We start from the raw sequence: 18,690 nt of genomic DNA, 5'->3' as shown, positions 1-18,690 counted from the left end.
AAAGTATTGAAGCTTAATGCAGATATGCCATCAGGTGTTTCATAACTATGCAGGGTTGAATCTCGTCATCCGTAATTCAATGCATAAGCATAGTTAACTTGAGAAGAGGCAGATAGGCGCCAGTCCTTAGCCTTCATTTAAGGTGTTAGGTAAACCTACACTAAAGCCATACCCGTACAAATTAATTTTCGTTATCTAGCTCTTCCGTTGTCGGTTTTAGCTCGTTCATTGTTTACTCCATTTTATTAAGTAAATGGGAGTCGATTGACTCAGATGTTTGTAACAATGAATAGGTAGTTTCATGGATGGCAAACTATCTCTTTTTAGTGCAAAATTCCCCTCGCACTGTTTTTAATCGTCTGAATTTATTCGTCTTTATTTTGCGTTATTGGACCTATTTTTTATACAGTAAGGTGGGTTAGGGTACTGATATGAAACAAATTTCTTCTGTTCTATTTGTATGTATGGGCAACATTTGTCGCTCTCCTTCGGCAGAGGCGATGTTTAGAGCGAAAGCGAATGCGGCCGAGTTATCAATAGAAATCGATTCGGCGGGGACTATTGCTTACCATCAAGGTAATGCCCCTGATAGGCGTTCGATTGCAGCAGGTGTTAAGCGTGGTTTAAATTTTGATGGTATGAAAGCCAGGCAGGTAGAGAAGACGGACTTTACGCATTTTGACTTGATCCTTGCGGCGGATAAGCAAAACCTTCAGGATTTAAAGCGGATCTGCCCGATAGAACATCAGCATAAATTAGCGTTGATATTGGACTTTTGTGAATTTGAGACTCATGAAACCGTGTATACAGAAGTGCCTGATCCCTACTATGGTGCGGGCGATGGTTTTGAGCTGGTGCTAGACCTGCTTGAGAATAGTTCTAGCCAACTGCTGCAGCGTATTCAAAGAGGGCTGTTGTAGAGCATTTGTCTTTTAATCGCACCGGGGAAGACAGCAAGCTGGATTTAGCATGTTTACTGCCTGTCACTCGATATAGGCTTATGTTGGTTAAGGCAGATAATAAAAAAGCGCAATTAAGCGCTTTTTTATTAAGGGACTAATACAAGTAATACAACTAATACAGTTTAGCTTAAGCGTTTGCCGGAGCGTTTTAAGCGTTCTTGCTCTTTACGAGCTTCTTCTTTTGCTTGCTTCTCTGCAAGTATTCTTGCGACTTCGGCCTTTTCAATTTCAGCCATTGCAGGGGTTTCTAGCGATAGCTGACCAATACGTCCTGCACGGTAATCGTGGAGTAATACTTCTGATGCCTTGTGAAGATCGATTCTTCCACCAGGTCGCAATGCGCCGCGATTACGACCAATAGCTTCTAGCAGCTCAATATCGGTGTCTGGCATCTGCTTGATCTTGTAACGTTCAGCAATCGCTTCTGGATAGGCTTGAAGGAAGTATTCGGCGGCAAACATGGCCACGTCTTCATACTCCATCGCGGTATCTTTAATCGCACCCGTTACGGCTAAGCGGTAGCTGCTCTTTTCGTTATCGACTTTTGGCCACAAAATACCCGGTGTGTCAGATAGAACAATACCATTTCGAAGATTGATCCGCTGTTGGGTTTTCGTGACTGCTGGCTCGTTACCGGTTTTTGCAATCATGCGGCCTGCAAGCGTGTTGATGATGGTGGATTTCCCTACGTTCGGGATCCCCATAATCATGGTTCGAATATCTTTTTCGATCTTATCTCGGCTAGGCACAAACTTACGGCATAAGTCTGGGATCTTTTTCACTTGTGATGATTGTAACGTGGTAATCGCCATCGCCTTAACGCCTTGCTCTTGCTCAAGGTATTCAATCCACTGCTGTGTGGTTTCTGGATCGGCTAAGTCAGATTTGTTGAGTAATTTGATACAAGGCTTATCGCCGCGAAGCGTCTGCACCATAGGGTTTTCGCTACTGTAAGGGATCCGCGCATCAAGCACTTCTATCACCAAATCGACTTGAGGCATTACCTCTTCGATCTCTTTTCGTGCCTTGTGCATGTGTCCCGGATACCACTGAATTGCCATGTGTGCGCTCTACTATCAAATTACTAAATTATGGGGATTTTACCTTGTTCTGTTTAAGTTTAACAAACAAAAAGCGCCCTAAGGCGCTTATTGGGCACTTATTGAGTGTGAATAAGCCTAAATTACCCCTAATTCTCTGAGGCGTTCCATCAGGTAGCTGTCGGCTGTGTATTTCTCTGACAGTTTAACTTCTGGATTTGGATGTAAAAAGAGCGGTAGTGAAAGACGAGACTTGGTTTTGTCCATCCCCTCTGGGTTAATCACGCGGTGGCTTGTTGATGGGTAATAACCACCGGAGGCTTCTTGTAGCATATCGCCAATGTTGATGATTAAATTGCCAAAATCACTGGGTACATCGATCCAGCTTCCATCCTTTAGCTGTACTTGTAACCCAGGCTCATTTGCAGCAGGAAGTACAGTTAATAGATTGATATCTTCATGAGCGGCGGCGCGTATCGCCCCCAGCTCTTCATCGCCAGACATAGGCGGATAGTGCAGCACTCTTAATAGTGTCTTTTGACTGTTTTCAATCATCTTGGGTAGGGCGATTGAAAACTTCTGCTTAACCTCTTCTGGGGAATGGTCTTCAACCCACTGTAGTAGCTCTGCGGCTAGAGTATTGGCGTTATCGTAATACGTTAATATGTTATCTTTCAGTGAGTCCGGAATGCGGCCCCAAGGGTAAACATGGAAATACTCTTTGATATCTTTAACCGTGTGACCTTTGGCGGTTTCTGATATTTCGGCAGGGAAAAAACCATCTTGGGTTTCTGGTTTAAATAGAAAACTGCGCTTCTCTTCCGTGTTAAAGAATGCATGCCATTCTTGATAGATCTTCTCAACCAAATCCTTGTCGATAGGATGGTTAGTTAGCACACCAAACCCTGTTTCTCTGAGTGAAGATACAAATTTCTCTGCTGCATCGTTTGTTTGGTAATCTATTGTTTCTAATATCATTTTGATTCTTCTTATTATTAAACCCAAAACAAGTGTAACGATGACAAACGAGTGACGCAAACCAATGTGATATAGATCACCATCTCGATTGTTTGGCATTAAAAATAGTGTGAGTAATTCTCTTGATAATCTGTGAAAAGTTAGTCAGTTAGCTATCGACAAGGCGGTTATATATTTTTGTAAAATATGTTCGATTTTTTTGGTTGTGTTTGTTGCTAGCACTTAGCGATATTGAGTGACTATTCTTAGTTAGGAAGATGAGGATTTTTTGCGGTAAGGTTGAACACTAACTTGAAAGCTTTTGCTAATGTACAGGGTCTATTGGTACTGAAGCGCGCTTAAGAGGCCAATGATGGGTATTGGCAATGAGTCTAGCCTAGAGACGTTTATAGGTAACATTTTGGTAGAGAAGCATAGATGCGTAAACTAACAGAATTTGAAAAGTATGTAATTGAGCAAAAAGGGACCGAGCGGCCTTTTAGTGGTGAGTATTATCAGCATGATGCCCAAGGTGTGTATTGTTGCAAAAAGTGCGATGCAACTTTATATCGTTCTGAGAGCAAGTTTAACGCCCATTGTGGCTGGCCTGCCTTTGATGATGAGATAGAAGGGGCTATAAGGCGCAATATTGATGCGGACGGAATGCGAGTCGAGATTGTATGTGCCCAATGTGATGCTCACTTGGGGCATGTGTTTGAAGGTGAGCAGTTAACAGCTAACAATATTAGGCATTGTGTTAATTCAGTCTCTATGATTTTTAAACCTATCGATGAATTGCTGGACGATTCAAAAAACACTGAGCTTGCGACATTCGGTGGGGGCTGTTTTTGGTGTATTGAGGCGGTATTTTCTGCGATTCAAGGGGTTAGCAAAGTGACTTCTGGTTATGCAGGTGGGAAAGCTGATGATGCGAATTACAAAGCCGTATGCAGTGGTAATACCGCACATGCTGAGGTGGTGCAGATAGCGTTTGATCCACGAGAAGTTAGCTTTGAAAATTTGCTTGAAGTGTTTTGGCAAAGTCACGACCCTACGACATTAAACCGGCAAGGTAATGATGTGGGGCCGCAATATCGTTCGGTGATCTTTATTCATAATGAGCAACAGGCTTTAATCGCCAATAAAATGATAGACGACTTAACAAAAGCTGCGGCGTGGCCGGATCCAATCGTGACCCAAGTGGTTGCCTACGATGGTTTCTTTGCTGCTGAAGATTACCATAACGATTACTTTGAGCGACACGGAGAGCAACCCTATTGCCAAATGGTGGTGAAACCTAAGGTTGATAAAGTGAAAGCTCTGTTTGCAGATAGGTTAAAATAAGCTTCCTTTTTGAGGTAAAGTAATTATTTGAGCCGGTAATAGGAAATAAAAAAGACGGGCACTGCCCGTCTTTTTATGATTTTGTATCTGCTTGAATCGATTTACGAATCTAACTTATCGTCAGCCACTTTATAGTGAGGATCCTCAATCAGGTTGACCTCTACTAAGTCACCAGCTTTATCCAGTAGCTTCTTACAGTCACGACTTAAATGGCGTAAGTGTAATCGTTTGCCTGCTCCTACGTAACGCTCTGCAAGTGTATCGATGGCATCTAATGCTGAGTGATCACATACACGTGAATTTTGGAAATCAACGATAACATCTTGGGGATCTGTCTTAGCATGGAACAGCTCTAGGAACTCTGCAACAGAACCGAAGAATAGCGGGCCGTTTAGCTTATAAACTTTCCAACCGTTTTGATCTTCGCTGATCTCTACGTTGATGTGCTTTGCATGTTCCCATGCGAAAACCAAAGCTGAAACGATAACACCAACGAATACCGCAAATGCTAGATCGGTAAAGACAGTCACAATGGTCACAAGGATGATAACGAATGCATCGTGCTTAGGCACTTTGCGCATTACCTTAAAGCTAGCCCATTCGAATGTACCGAGAACCACCATAAACATCACACCAACGAGAGCCGCTAGTGGGATCATCTCGATAAGTGCTGAACCGAATAGGATGAAAGCAAGCAGAGCAAGTGCGGCAGTGATCCCCGATAGACGTCCGCGTCCGCCAGAGTTAATGTTAATCATCGACTGACCAATCATGGCACAGCCACCCATTGCACCGAAGAAGCCGCTAGTAATGTTACCCACACCTTGACCAATACATTCTTTATTACCACGTCCTCGGGTGCCAGTCATCTCATCGATAACAGTCAGCGTTAGCAGTGACTCAATCAAACCCACAGCCGCAAGGATAAGCGAGTAAGGAAGAATGATATAAAGCGTCTCTAAATTGAACTCAACAGCAGGAATAGAGAAGGTCGGTAGACTACCCGCAATCGTCGCATTTTCGTTACCACTCATCGACTTTAGGAAGTCTAATACGGTACGAGTATCTAGGTTAAAGAAGGTAACCAGTAAGGTCACTGTCAAGATAGCTGCCAGAGACGATGGTATTGCGGTTGTCAGCTTAGGTAAGAACTGAATAATTGCCATTGTAAGAGCAACTAGGCCTAGCATTAGCAGTAGCTGATCTTGCGGTAGCCAGCTGAGTACACCGTTGGCGTCAGGCGCTTTGAATTGACCAAGTTGTGCTAAGAAGATCACAATAGCCAAACCGTTTACAAAACCTATCATGACAGGGTAGGGAACGATTCGAATGAACTTACCTAGCTTAAACACACCTGCCGAGACTTGAATTAAGCCTGCAAGTACCACGGCTGCAAATAGGTATTGAACGCCGTGCTCGGCGACAAGGGCTACCATCACAACGGCCATTGCGCCAGTTGCACCTGAAATCATGCCAGGACGGCCGCCAATTAGTGCGGTGATAAGGCCCATGATGAAAGCGGCATATAAGCCAACCATAGGCTCCACACCAGCAACGAATGCAAATGCAACCGCCTCTGGGACCAAAGCTAAGGCTACGGTGAGTCCTGAAAGTAAATCTGCTCTATGACTAGCGGTTTTGTGACGAATAAGATCGAACATTTAGCCTCTGTTAAAAAACTGTTGAATTAGTAGTGAGTGTCGGCCGCGAATACTAACAAAATTTGGCCTGCTTTAAAATAAAAAAGCCATGCTATAAAGCATGGCTTTTAATGCAAATTGTTAACCGAGTTTATGCACGAGTCATATCTGAGTTAGCGCTATTTGCTGTTCTTGGCTTAGCAGCTTCTGTTGATTCAGAGGCTTCATATTGACGACCCGTTGGGGTAGCGACATTTTCTCTGCTCTCAACGACGGGTTTGGTCGTTTCTGACATCACCATAGAACCAAAACGGCTTACTGGTTTTGTTACAACAGGTTTGCTTTCAGCGGCAGGTGCAACTTCTTTAGGCTCTGCTACTGGAGCGGCTTCAGCGACTTTTTCAACGCTTGGCTCAATTGCTGCTGGTTTTGCCATTGGAGCTGAAGCTGTCTTTGAAGGTACTTCAACCTTTTTGACTTCTGCTGCAGGTTTAGCTTCAACTTCTGGCTTAGCTTCAACTTCTGGCTTAGCTTCAACTTCTGGCTTAGCTTCAACTTCTGGCTTAGCTTCAACTTCTGGCTTAGCTTCAACTACAGGTTTTGCTTCAACTTCTGGTTTAGCTTCAACTACAGGTTTAGCTTCAACTACAGGTTTAGCTTCAACTTCTGGTTTAGCTTCAACTACAGGTTTTGCTTCAACTACAGGTTTTGCTTCAACTACAGGTTTTGCTTCAACTACTGGTTTAGCTTCAACTACTGGTTTAGCTTCAACTTCTGGTTTAGCTTCAACTTCTGGTTTAGCTTCAACTACAGGTTTAGCTTCAACTACAGGTTTAGCTTCAACTACAGGTTTTGCTTCAACTTCAGGCTTAGCTTCAACTTCAGGCTTAGCTTCAACTTCAGGCTTAGCTTTAACTTCAGGCTTAGCTTCAGCTGTAACTGTCTCGGCTGGTGCGACAACGACAACATCAGAGGTGCTTTCAACTACCGTTGTTACAGGCTCTACTGCCACAACAGCTGCTTGACCTTCATCAGCTTGCTGGGCGGCTTCGCCATCACGGCGGCGACGTTGTCCTGCAGCACGCAGGTGACGCGGGCTACGACGGCTTCTGCGTTGACCTTCACGAGGCTCACGAGCATTTTCTTCTGCAGTCGTTTCTTCAGTTGATTCTACCTTGGCTTCTACATTCGCTTCAGCAGGTGCTTCGACCTTAGCTTCAACCTTAGTTTCAACAGCAGGCTTTGGCGCTTCAGCAGGCGCTTCAACCACAGTCGTTGCATCAACTTGTTCTGCAGCTTCAACCGCCTCAACTTTAGCCTTAGGCTTACGTGGTTGGCGCTTAGGACGTGCTGGCTTGTCTTCGTTAGTTGCTTTTGCTGGCGCTGGAGCATCAACTTTAGCTACTTCCGCTTTTACCTCTTCAGCCTCGTTACTTACACGAACTTTGCGACGCATGTTACGACGTTGACGACGTTCACGTGCAGCTTCTTGCTTAGGCTGTTCGTTTTCGTTGTTAGTCTCTTGGCGAGAGCGATTTTTATCACCGCGAGATTGGCGCTTGTTAGTCTCTTCCTGAGACTGTGAACGGTCTTCGTTTCTATCATTACGACTGTTCTTACTGCGTTTCTCTTTAGTCTGCTCAGCGTCGTTACGGTTTTCATTGCGGTTACGACGTGGGTCATTACGGCGATTACTATTACGACGGTTATTGTTACGACCTTGATTGCTGCGGTTGTCTTTTTCTTGCTTCTTTGGTTCAGCTTTTGGCTCTTCTTTGCTACCAAATAGTGAACTAATCGCAGCAGCGATCTTAGCAAATAAACCTGGTTCTGCTTTCTTAGGGGCTGCAGGCTTGGTTTCGACAGCGGCTTTTTTAGGTGTTGAGAAGCCTTTTAACGCAGGCTGTGGAGCAGCGGCTCTTTCCAGTTTGCGTGGTTCGTATAGCTTAGACTCTTCTTTTTCAAGTAGTTTATAGCTAGATTCGCTGATTTCATCATCTTTACGATGACGCACAACACGGTAATCCGGTGTCGTCATATTTGGATCTGGGATCACGTACACTTCAACGTTATGGCGCTTTTCAGTAATACGGATCGCTTTACGCTTTTCGTTTAGTAGGAAAGCCGCAACATCAACAGGAACAACCGCTTCAATTTGCGATGTGTTCTCTTTGATTGCTTCTTCTTCCATTAGACGAAGAATCGATAGTGCTAGAGATTCAGTACCACGAATAGTGCCTTGGCCATGACAGCGTGGGCATAGATGCGCAGCAGATTCTTCAAGCGACGGGCGCAAACGCTGACGTGACATTTCCATCAAACCAAAGCGAGAAATACGACCCAATTGCACGCGTGCTCTGTCATGGTGAACGGCGTCTTGCATGCGCTTTTCAACTTCACGTTGATGACGTACTGGTGTCATATCGATAAAGTCGATAACAACTAAACCACCTAAGTCACGAAGACGTAATTGACGTGCAATTTCATCAGCCGCTTCAAGGTTAGTATTCAGTGCTGTCTCTTCGATATCGCCGCCCTTAGTTGCGCGGGCTGAGTTAATATCGATAGAGGTAAGAGCTTCTGTTGGATCGATTACAATCGAGCCACCAGATGGTAGACGTACTTCGCGTTGGAACGCAGATTCGATTTGAGTTTCGATCTGGTAATGGGTAAATAGCGGTACTTCAGCATCGTAACGCTTAATACGCTCGACAAAGTCTGGGCGAACAAGAGATACGTGCTCTTTTGCCTGCTCATAGATGCGTGGGTGGTCGATCAAGATCTCGCCTACATCGCGGCGTAAGTAGTCACGAATCGCTCGAACGATAACATTACTTTCTTGATGGATTAGGAAAGGCGCTGGTGCACTTTCTGCCGCTTCTTTAATCGCAGCCCAGTGGTGTTGTAGTACTTTTAGATCCCACTTTAGCTCAGCTGGGTCTTTACCTACACCTGCGGTGCGAACGATTAGCCCCATGCCTTGTGGTACTTCAAGTTCTGCTAGCGCAGCTTTAAGCTCTGTACGCTCATCACCTTCGATACGACGTGAAATACCACCAGCACGAGGGTTGTTTGGCATAAGAACAAGATAAGAACCCGCAAGACTGATAAAGGTTGTTAGTGCGGCGCCTTTATTGCCACGCTCTTCTTTATCAATCTGGATAATAACTTCTTGGCCTTCTTTAACCACTTCCTTAATGCTAGGACGGCCTTGGAAAGAGTAACCTTTAGGGAAGTATTCGCGAGCGATTTCTTTAAGAGGTAGGAAGCCGTGACGTTCAGCACCATAATCAACGAAAGCCGCTTCAAGAGACGGCTCTACTCGTGTGATTGTACCTTTGTAAATATTGGCTTTCTTTTGTTCATGACCTGGGCTTTCGATATCCAAATCATAAAGTTGTTGCCCATCAACAAGGGCAACGCGCAACTCTTCAGATTGAGTCGCATTGATTAACATCCGTTTCATGATGACGTAATTCTTCTTTAATATTGGTCATCAAACGATACTTATTTCACTGCATTACGGGCCTAGGATTATTAAACAGGACCTCACGGCCGGCCTCTAGGCAAGGTGCGCATTGCTGTTAGACGCATTCTCTGCGTGTCGCATCCTATTTATGGCTTATTTTTTAATGTTTACAAAAACAAGGAATTCGTTGTTAAACGTCAACCAACCCCATAAATTCTTTAAATACTTTCCAGTAATGCCAATTCGAAACGGTAGCGTCTGACGACAAGTTAAAATTATTCTTCGAAATTGGGCGTATGCAGCAGAGAAACCAGTTGTAAGTTGGGTTTTGATTTCGATTTAGTCGTGAAAGCGTGTGTTTAGCTTTTTAATTGATACAACGACCCGTAAATCAATGATTTACTATCAAAATTAAAACATTTTTAGTCTCATACTGTAACGCTATGCTGCGGTAAGTTGTGGACACTTTATCCACTGTTTATCACCGATAGCGGGGGAAATATAGCAATAATAGATAAAATCAGCAAATGGAAAGGCATAAATCTTTTGAGTTGTGTACAATGCGTGGCAACGAAATACACGATGGCGCAGCATGAATACTCCACCCGTAAAAGCACAAGTTCAAATGGTCACTATTGATGAAGATCACGTTGGACAACGTATTGATAATTTTCTTCTGACAAAACTAAAAGGCGTTCCTAAAAGTATGATCTATCGGATCGTGCGTAAGGGTGAGGTCCGGGTTAATAAAAAGCGTATTAAACCGGAATATAAGTTGGCCGATGGCGATGTTGTGCGTGTTCCTCCTGTCAGGGTTTCTGAATCTGAAGGCCGTCCGGGTCCTTCAGCTAAATTAACCAAAGTGTCTCAGCTTGAAGATCGCATTTTATATGAAGATAAATTCCTCATTGTACTCAACAAGCCTTCAGGTATTGCAGTACATGGTGGTAGCGGAGTCGAGTTTGGCGTTATCGAGGCGATGCGCTCTCTACGTACACAACAGAAGTTTTTGGAATTGGTACACAGACTCGATAAAGAAACATCTGGCGTGTTACTTATTGCCAAGAAACGTAGCGCGTTAAAGCACCTGCATGATCAACTTCGTTATAAGAAAATGCAAAAGGATTATGTCGCGCTGGTAAGAGGCGAGTGGCAAAGTCATGATAAGGTGATTAAAGCGCCTTTACTTAAATTAACCCTTAAATCCGGTGAACGTATTGTTCGCGTTAACAAAGAGGGTAAAGAGTCTGAGACGCGCTTTAAAATATTGCAGCGCTATAGTGATTCTACATTAGTGCAGGCAAGCCCGGTTACAGGTCGAACTCATCAGATCCGTGTTCACTGTCAACACACAGGTCATCCTATTGCCTGTGATGATAAATACAGTGAGCAGAAGTTCGATGACTCGATGCGTGAGCGAGGATTAAATCGACTGTTTTTACATGCGGCGCAGCTAAAATTTACTCATCCAGACACGGAAGAGGTGATGCAAGTTAAAGCGCCATTAGACACAATACTCGAATCAACCTTAAAGAAGTTAAAGAAAGTATGAAGCCTTACGAATTAGTCATTTTTGATTGGGATGGAACCTTAATGGACTCCATCAGTAAAATTGTTACCTGTATGCAGCAGATGGCACAATCGCTATCGATCACAGCGCCTTCAGAGTTAGCAATCCGCGATGTGATAGGTTTATCGATGGAGGAGGCTCTTAAGACCCTTTATCCAACGCTGCCATCAGTCGACTTCGAACCCATGATTAGTTCGTATAAAGACCATTATTTAACACTTAATACGACTCCAAGCCCACTGTTTGACGGTAGTGAAGAGTTATTGAGCCAGCTCAGTGCGAATCATTACCGCTTAGCCGTAGCTACAGGAAAGGGCCGTAATGGCCTAAATAGAGTATTAGCTGAAACAGGTTTGGGCCATCACTTTGAATCAAGTCGTTGCGCGGATGAATCAAAGAGTAAGCCTAATCCTGATATGATCCATGAATTGTTAGACGAGCTGAAAGTCAATCCCAATCGGGCCTTAATGGTTGGGGACTCATTACATGATCTCAATATGGCGAATAATGCAGGTATCGATTCAGTGGGCGTCAGTTATGGCGCTCATAGTGAATCTAAATTACTCTTAGCTAAGCCCAAAGCCATTATTCACAGACCGATAGAGTTACTCAATATATTAGCCTAGCTTCCTGTAGCTATACTGCTAATTGAATTAGCTCTGACCTAGCCTGACAGCACTTAACTCTAGCTTGTTAGTCGAATATTGCCCCGAAAAAGACTCGGGGCTCAAACGTTACATCTCTTAAGCCTATTTTCATCGTCTGATGATTCCCGCTCTAACGGCAAATTACTCTCTACTATTTCCAATCATTCGTCTTTGCTTCTGTTTGAACATTTCATTATCGGCATGATTAATTAATGAAGAGGGCTCGGCTGAAAAGTCATTAACGAGGTGCAGTCCTACACTGACACTGATTTTTATTCGGTGACCATTGATCAATAGTTGGGTGCAAAGTGCATTGTGTAATTGCTTTCGTAAGCTATTGAGGTGAGCTTGGTTGCTTCTATGTGTCTGTTGGCACTCAAAAGTCGTCACTAAAATAAATTCATCTCCGCCAATGCGTGAAATAATATCTTGGTGTAGGGCCGTGCGAGTGAGAATATTTGCCACAGCTACCAGTACTTGATCGCCAACCTGATGGCCAAAGTTATCGTTAATTGACTTAAAGTTGTCTATATCCAGATAGGCAATGGCGAGTCCTTTTTGACTGTTGCGCCCCTCATCGAGTAGCTTTTCAAGCTGATAAAATAGCGAGCGCCTATTAGCAAGTCCTGACAAGCTATCATGGTTTGCCAAATATTCGATTTTGCTCTTAGTCTGTTCAAGTTCGGTTATATCATGAGCAGAAACAATTGATCCTTTTATTTTCCCCGAGGGGTCATAGTAGGGATTATGGTGCACACTCAAGAAAAGAGGATTTTTAAGGTGAGGTGGGTGGACCCAAATTTGTGTTTGGATCTGCTCTCCTTGAAATGCGCGGTCAAGTAGAGGTTTTATTTGATTCTTGAATACGCTCGGTCCGTGAAGTTCGGTAACGCTTTTACCGATAATCTGCTCTTGAGTTAGATTAAATAGTGTTTCATAGCCTTTAGATACCACTCGATAAATGTAGTGTCTATCGACAAACGACATTAAATGTTCTGATGATGCAATCATTTTATGCCGTTGCTCCAGCTTTTGCGTCACGATATGACGCTGATATTCAACTCCTATCCGTTGGGCAACCACTCTGAAAAATTCATTCGAGTTACAGTTTTCTTGTTGTGGCTTGCTGTCCAACACGAAGATGTGGCCAAACACCTTCCCATTATCATTTACAATTTTCTCCGCTTGGTAACTATCTGCGCCTAATTTTCTAATTAGCTCAAAACTAGGGAACATCTGCTGTAGGCCGCTACCAAAGATAAGATGGCATTTGTTATCTTGATATACTCGCTCACAAGGTGAACCTTTTAGCTCAAATTTAAAGGGGGGAAGGTTATTCTCACCATCAAAAAATGCGATGACTTCCCCGCATCCTTTTATATCTGACGGTTGAGCGAAGCCTGCCCAGCGACAACCAGTGAAGAGAGTGAGTGCTTTCAATGCTCTAGAAAAAAACTGTTCATCGGTGCAAGGTGCTGCAAGTAGAGCGAATGCTTGTTCTATGTCCGTCATATCCCTATTCCAGAAACCTATATTGTCGGCTAGTCCATTAACTTGTATCGAGCCACTTGAAGTATGGGGTGATTAAGCCGTTAAGCATTGCCTTCTAGAAGGTAAACTAGCCGTAAGTGACGTAACTACTCGTAATTGAGCTGAAAATTTTTTGGGTTCAGCTAATTGCATCGAACATTTAGTAAAAGTACTCACGACTAAGCTTAATTGCTAGCCTAAATTTTAGTTGAATAACGCCAGGTTTGCAGGGGATTAGTCAGACTGTGTTGGGCTGGTAATGTGAATGCTTAAAGCACATCGACACCTTGACGGTGTAGAAGATCGATAAGTGAGATCAAAGGTAAACCTATTAGGGTGTTTGGGTCTTTTCCTTCTAGCTTTTCAAACAGTGCGATTCCAAGCCCCTCACTTTTAAAACTGCCAGCGCAGTAATAAGGTTGTTCGAGATCAACATAATTGCAGATTTGTGCATGGGTCAGACTGCGAAAGTGCACGATAAACGGCTCAACAATCGTTTCTACTGCGCCAGTTATGCCATTGTGGACGGCAAGCCCTGTATAAAAAGTAATTGATTGACCACTTGCTGCCGTCAACTGGGCGATGGCCGTTTCACGGTTAAGGGGCTTACCGATGATTTGATTATTGATCACGGCAACTTGATCTGAGCCAATCACAATCGAGTTTGGCTTTTGTTTTGCCCCTGTAGCGGCTTTTAGCTTGGCTAAGCGCGACACCAATTCAGTTGGAGACTCGTTTTCAAGTGGAGTTTCATCGACATCTGGAGAGCAGCAGTCAAATTCTAATGCTAACTTTTTTAATAGTTGTTGCCGAAAGGGGGAGGTTGAAGCTAAAACGATAGAAGTGGACATAATGGACCTTGTGATATTTAGGGAAGCTAAAATCTATTGCTGAAGTCTTATATAAGGAGACTACCTTAAGCAAGCCTAAGTTTAACTCGTTTGTAGCGAAGAGGGTATTGTCACTAAAGTTGCTACATTGGAGCAAGTTTTATCAAGAGCAATTGAGCTTTCTAGTGATGACTTAAGCATTATGGCAATAGCAGTAACAGCGTCGCTGGTGTCTGTCTATAAGTGCTATATATATCGTTATTTAATGCAAATCGATATCAATAGGTGACGTTCAGCTTAGGTACAGGGCGTAAACCGTATTGTGTGCTGGAACTGAGCTTATATAGAGGATTAAGGTTATGCTTAAATTATGGATTGCGATTTTGATTATGTTGTCTGTAGTGGTTCACATTAGTGGCGATGTAAGCCGTCCTTTTTATCCTACGATTTTGTTTGCCATGGTACTAGGTGCCCTTGCAAGGGAGGGGATTGCAAGACTTGACCACGTAGTCGTGCATTGGGCGTCAGGTGTTAAACATGCCTGTGAGCGCGAAAGTTAACCTATATTTATGCAGCGTTTTTTAACGTTGCGCAGCTGGGCAAGGGGCATCGGCTTATGGCTGAAAAATCTCAGCTCAAACGGTGGCTTTTAGTCGTTATCAAATTATTCAATAAGTTAGCTTAGAGCACGCTAGCGTTAAATTTGACCCATTAATCTAACGTGATAGTACTTTTACAGTAGCCTTTTATAGATGCGCTTTATTAACAAGGTCACAAAAATACAATGCGCCGCTGGAATTACGAACACTTAAACACATTTATAGGTGAAATATAATGTATTGGCGGCTGTGTTTCTTGTACAATGCGGTTACCTAACAACTCACTTAGCTGAATCAAACAGTGGTTATTCATCTTGGACATACAAGAGTATTGACTTCTGCTAAAATTCACCTAAAATGCGCGCCTTATGCAAACAGTAAAGATACCGGTTTCAATTGATCCCGTTCGCGCTGCCAGTAGCCAGATTTCATATGAAGGCATGGTGCCTGGTAAGCAGTTAAAGCGATTAAATGAATTATGTGCCGGCGACTGTTCTGACGTGGCAGTGTCGCTTGAATGCGGCGTCGATATACAGGGGATAGTCTACCTTAACGGGAAGGCTGTGACGGAGCTCACTCTGGATTGTCAACGTTGTATGACACTATTTACCACTGAGGTTACGGTCGAGTTTAGTTTTGGACTTTGTAAGACTGAAGCTGAAATCGATGAGCTCCCGGATGCGTATGAGCCTATTGAGTGCAATGAAATTGGCGAAATTCGTCTACATCAATTGATTGAAGATGAATTGATAATTGCTATGCCTTTGATTGCCATGCATGAGAATGAAGATTGTCATCTAGGCAAACAAGACATAGTTGTAGGCGAGATCGAACCCGCTCAAGAGGAGCGTCCAAATCCGTTTGCAGTGTTAGAAAAACTGAAGAGCAAGTAATCTAGGAGACAGGGCCAATGGCTGTACAACAGAATAAAAAATCTCGTTCTAAGCGCGGAATGCGTCGTTCACACGATTCTTTGAGCACAGCTCAACTATCTGTGGATGCAACGAGTGGTGAACTACACCGTCGTCACAACGTGACTGCGGACGGTTTCTACCGTGGTCAAAAGGTTATCAACAAGTAATTTGTTGAGACCCTTATGACAAATCTGACGCTTGCGTTAGATGCGATGGGGGGCGACTTTGGTCCCCGCATCACAGTGCCTGCAACTTTGCAGGCACTTCGCTTAAACCCCCTTCTAAAAATCGTACTCGTGGGTGATAAAACCCAGATCGACGAACATTTAGCATCTGCCGAACCAGCAATAAAAAGCCGCATTGAGATTAAACATACGACCGAAGTGGTTACTATGTCTGATCGGCCTGTTCATGCCTTAAGAAACCGTAAGCAAAGCTCGATGCGTTTAGCCATTGAGTTAGTTCGAGACGGAAAGGCTCAGGCATGTCTGAGTGCAGGTAATACCGGCGCGCTTATGGCGATGTCTAAGGTACTACTTAAAACCTTACCAGGTATCGACCGTCCAGCATTAGTAAGCTGTTTACCCGCGGTAAATAATACCCCTGTTTATTTACTCGATTTAGGCGCGAATATTTCTTGTGATTCCGAAACCTTATTCCAATTTGCGGTTATGGGGTCGGTGCTCAGTGAAACTGTTGATAAAACCGTTTCACCTAAGGTCGCGTTACTCAATGTTGGTATCGAAGAGATTAAAGGTAATGATCAGGTTCAACAAGCTGGTCAGTTACTGCAACAAATTCCTCAAATAAACTATACCGGTTTTATTGAAGGTGATGAGATTTACTCAGGTAATGTAGACGTGATTGTGTGTGATGGTTTTGTGGGTAATATCACTCTGAAAACCTCAGAGGGCATTGCTCGTTTACTCGTCCATCAACTGAAAAAGAGCCTAAGTGATGGTTTTTTTGTCAAGATGCTCGCTAAAATCATCGCCCCACGTATACGTTCTTTGTTAAATCAGATGAACCCCGACCACTATAATGGCGCAAGTCTGATAGGATTGCGCGGAATTGTAGTAAAAAGTCATGGGTGCGCAGATGAAGCTGCTTTTTTACAAGCAATTACTTTGGCAGCTACCGAAGCGCAACGTCGACTCCCGCAGATGATCGAAGATCGTCTAGAGTCGATTCTTTTAGACATTAATAGCTGATAAATTCCTTATGCATACAAAAATTCTTGGTACTGGTAGTTATCTACCGGTGCAGGTGCGTAGTAATCACGATCTTGAACAGATGGTTGAAACCACAGATCAATGGATTGTGGAGCGCACTGGTATTTCAGAACGTAGAATCGCGGCAGCAGACGAAACCGTTGCGACCATGGGATATCAAGCTGCGTTAAAAGCCATTGAGATGGCGGGTATCGAAGTGGCTGAAATTGACATGATCATCTGCGGAACGACGAGTGCGAGCAACGCGTTTCCAGCGGCTGCATGTGAAATACAGGCCATGTTAGGAGTTCATACTATCCCGGCCTTTGACATCGCCGCAGCTTGCTCTGGTTTTGTATACGCCTTATCTGTAGCGGATCAGTTTGTAAAATCTGGTGCAGCTAAAAATGTGTTAGTGATCGGTGCCGATGTGCTTTCTCGTTTGTGTGAGCCAGAAGACCGCTCAACGATTATTTTATTTGGTGATGGTGCTGGCGCAGTGGTCATAGGTAGATCAGATGAGCCTGGTATTATTTCGACGCATATCTTTGCCGATGGTCGCCAAGGCGATCTGCTAAAATGTTCTATCCCACCGCGTAAAGGAGAAACCTCTGAAGCCGTGGGTTATATGACAATGAAAGGTAATGATGTATTTAAAGTTGCGGTGACTCAGTTATCTCATGTCGTAACCGAAACCTTGCGTCATAATAACGTGGATAAGTCAGAGATCGATTGGCTCGTGCCACATCAGGCTAACTTTAGAATTATTAAAGCAACCGCAAAGAAACTTGATATGAGTTTAGATAAAGTGGTGCTAACGCTGGCTAAGCACGGTAACACCTCAGCGGCATCTGTGCCTATTGCACTGGATGAAGCTGTTAGAGATGGTCGTATTCAGCGTGGTCAGCTATTGCTACTTGAAGCCTTCGGTGCAGGGTTCGCCTGGGGAAGTGCTTTAGTTCGTTTTTAATTATCGTCTTAGATAATATCTTAAGATAACGCCTGACTGATAAACGTCAGCAGGCGTCGATTTAGAAGGTAGATTAATATGGAAAATACAGCTTTTGTATTCCCAGGACAAGGTTCTCAAGCATTAGGAATGCTAGCCGAACTCGCCGAAACTCATTCGGTAGTTGGTGAGACCTTTGCTCAAGCAAGCAACGTTCTTGGATACGATTTATGGGAGCTGGTTCAGCAAGGACCTTTAGAAACCCTAAATGAAACCGATAAGACTCAGCCTGCACTATTAGCTGCAAGCGTAGCGATTTACCGTGCCTATTTAGCATCGGGTAAAGGTTTTCCAAGTGTTATGGCGGGCCATAGCTTAGGTGAATACTCTGCACTTGTATGTGCTGGCGTGATTGACTTTGAAGCGGCGATTAAATTAGTTGAGCTGCGTGGACAACTGATGCAACAAGCGGTTCCAGCAGGTACTGGTGCTATGTTTGCCATTATTGGCTTAGATAATGACGCTATCGCTAAGGCGTGTGAAGAGGCAGCAGAAGGTGCCGTGGTTAGCCCTGTTAACTACAACAGCCCTGGACAAGTGGTTATCGCAGGTGAAAAAAACGCTGTTGAGCGCGCTGCAGCACTGTGTAAAGCCAATGGCGCGAAGATGGCTGTTGCGCTGCCAGTTAGTGTGCCATCACACTGTCAATTGATGAAACCAGCTGCCGATAAGCTAGCAGTGGCACTAGAATCAATTGAGTTCAACACGCCTTCCGTAAAAGTTATTAATAACGTTGATGTAGCAAGCCCAGAAGCCGCTGCTGATATTAAAGATGCACTAGTGCGTCAATTATATTGCCCTGTACGTTGGTCTGAAACCGTAGAGTTAATGGCTAACGATGGGATCACCAATCTGTTTGAAATAGGGCCTGGTAAAGTACTAACAGGTCTAACAAAACGTATTAATCGCTCGCTTTCAGCGCAAGCTGTAAACGATGTGGCCTCTTTAACGGCGTTGACCGAATAAGG

16 protein-coding genes are annotated in these 18,690 nt (G+C 43.9%); 10 read left to right on the top strand and 6 right to left on the bottom strand.

Annotation, left to right across the window (positions count from 1 at the left end):
• Positions 1 to 431: 431 nt before the first annotated feature.
• A complete protein-coding gene (locus K5Q92_RS03015; protein WP_220767567.1) occupies positions 432 to 920 on the top strand; it encodes a low molecular weight protein-tyrosine-phosphatase in 489 nt (162 codons plus the stop codon).
• Between the two features lie 164 nt (positions 921 to 1,084).
• On the opposite strand, the gene ylqF is transcribed toward K5Q92_RS03015, so the two are convergent.
• Together ylqF and K5Q92_RS03005 are read right to left on the bottom strand one after the other, a co-directional pair.
• Positions 1,085 to 2,023 (bottom strand): ribosome biogenesis GTPase YlqF, encoded by a 939-nt coding sequence (ylqF, locus tag K5Q92_RS03010; protein WP_220767566.1) that lies wholly within the window; start codon positions 2,021 to 2,023, stop codon positions 1,085 to 1,087.
• 117 nt (positions 2,024 to 2,140) lie between these two features.
• The gene (locus tag K5Q92_RS03005; RefSeq protein WP_220767565.1) at positions 2,141 to 2,980 is read right to left on the bottom strand and encodes an isopenicillin N synthase family oxygenase; all 840 of its coding nucleotides are present in this window, start codon (positions 2,978 to 2,980) and stop codon (positions 2,141 to 2,143) included.
• Between the two features lie 417 nt (positions 2,981 to 3,397).
• Here K5Q92_RS03005 and K5Q92_RS03000 point away from each other — a divergent pair, with 417 nt between their 5' ends.
• Positions 3,398 to 4,303, top strand: a complete 906-nt coding sequence (locus tag K5Q92_RS03000; RefSeq protein ID WP_220767564.1) for a bifunctional methionine sulfoxide reductase B/A protein — start codon at positions 3,398 to 3,400, stop codon at positions 4,301 to 4,303.
• 101 nt (positions 4,304 to 4,404) lie between these two features.
• Here the strand turns inward: K5Q92_RS03000 and K5Q92_RS02995 are convergent, their stop codons facing one another.
• Positions 4,405 to 5,964, bottom strand: coding sequence for a SulP family inorganic anion transporter (locus tag K5Q92_RS02995; protein ID WP_220767563.1), 1,560 nt, complete (start codon positions 5,962 to 5,964; stop codon positions 4,405 to 4,407).
• Between the two features lie 130 nt (positions 5,965 to 6,094).
• Positions 6,095 to 9,409: a ribonuclease E gene (gene rne / locus K5Q92_RS02990; RefSeq protein ID WP_220767562.1), complete on the bottom strand. Its 3,315-nt coding sequence runs from the start codon at positions 9,407 to 9,409 to the stop codon at positions 6,095 to 6,097.
• A 595-nt stretch (positions 9,410 to 10,004) separates the two neighbouring features.
• Here rne and rluC point away from each other — a divergent pair.
• Together rluC and K5Q92_RS02980 are read left to right on the top strand one after the other, a co-directional pair.
• Positions 10,005 to 10,964 carry a 23S rRNA pseudouridine(955/2504/2580) synthase RluC gene (gene rluC, locus K5Q92_RS02985; protein ID WP_220767561.1) on the top strand — a complete coding sequence of 320 codons (960 nt, stop codon included), beginning with the start codon at positions 10,005 to 10,007 and terminating at the stop codon, positions 10,962 to 10,964.
• Positions 10,961 to 11,608, top strand: coding sequence for an HAD-IA family hydrolase (locus K5Q92_RS02980; RefSeq protein ID WP_220767560.1), 648 nt, complete (start codon positions 10,961 to 10,963; stop codon positions 11,606 to 11,608). Before rluC ends, K5Q92_RS02980 begins: the two co-directional genes overlap by 4 nt.
• Positions 11,609 to 11,770: 162 nt before the next feature.
• On the opposite strand, the gene K5Q92_RS02975 is transcribed toward K5Q92_RS02980, so the two are convergent.
• Positions 11,771 to 13,141: a GGDEF domain-containing protein gene (locus K5Q92_RS02975; RefSeq protein ID WP_220767559.1), complete on the bottom strand. Its 1,371-nt coding sequence runs from the start codon at positions 13,139 to 13,141 to the stop codon at positions 11,771 to 11,773.
• Between the two features lie 287 nt (positions 13,142 to 13,428).
• Positions 13,429 to 14,010: a nucleoside triphosphate pyrophosphatase gene (locus K5Q92_RS02970; RefSeq protein ID WP_220767558.1), complete on the bottom strand. Its 582-nt coding sequence runs from the start codon at positions 14,008 to 14,010 to the stop codon at positions 13,429 to 13,431.
• A 338-nt stretch (positions 14,011 to 14,348) separates the two neighbouring features.
• Between K5Q92_RS02970 and K5Q92_RS02965 the strand changes: the two genes are divergently transcribed.
• The 6 genes from K5Q92_RS02965 to fabD all read left to right on the top strand — a co-directional run bounded on the left by K5Q92_RS02965 (position 14,349) and on the right by fabD (position 18,688).
• Entirely contained in the window at positions 14,349 to 14,549 is a 201-nt protein-coding gene (locus K5Q92_RS02965; protein ID WP_220767557.1) for a hypothetical protein, read from the top strand.
• Between the two features lie 407 nt (positions 14,550 to 14,956).
• Positions 14,957 to 15,481, top strand: a complete 525-nt coding sequence (yceD, locus tag K5Q92_RS02960; RefSeq protein ID WP_220767556.1) for a 23S rRNA accumulation protein YceD — start codon at positions 14,957 to 14,959, stop codon at positions 15,479 to 15,481.
• A gap of 17 nt (positions 15,482 to 15,498) precedes the next feature.
• Positions 15,499 to 15,669, top strand: a complete 171-nt coding sequence (rpmF, locus tag K5Q92_RS02955; RefSeq protein ID WP_020913118.1) for a 50S ribosomal protein L32 — start codon at positions 15,499 to 15,501, stop codon at positions 15,667 to 15,669.
• Positions 15,670 to 15,684: 15 nt separating this feature from the next.
• Positions 15,685 to 16,713, top strand: coding sequence for a phosphate acyltransferase PlsX (plsX, locus tag K5Q92_RS02950; protein WP_220767555.1), 1,029 nt, complete (start codon positions 15,685 to 15,687; stop codon positions 16,711 to 16,713).
• Positions 16,714 to 16,723: 10 nt separating this feature from the next.
• Entirely contained in the window at positions 16,724 to 17,683 is a 960-nt protein-coding gene (locus K5Q92_RS02945; protein ID WP_220767554.1) for a beta-ketoacyl-ACP synthase III, read from the top strand.
• A 78-nt stretch (positions 17,684 to 17,761) separates the two neighbouring features.
• Positions 17,762 to 18,688 carry an ACP S-malonyltransferase gene (gene fabD, locus K5Q92_RS02940; protein WP_220767553.1) on the top strand — a complete coding sequence of 309 codons (927 nt, stop codon included), beginning with the start codon at positions 17,762 to 17,764 and terminating at the stop codon, positions 18,686 to 18,688.
• Positions 18,689 to 18,690 lie beyond the last annotated feature (2 nt).

This window comes from Shewanella sp. MBTL60-007 (genome assembly GCF_019654915.1).
Classification (GTDB): Bacteria; Pseudomonadota; Gammaproteobacteria; order Enterobacterales; family Shewanellaceae; genus Shewanella.
This window is presented reverse-complemented; position numbering and strand designations above follow the sequence as displayed.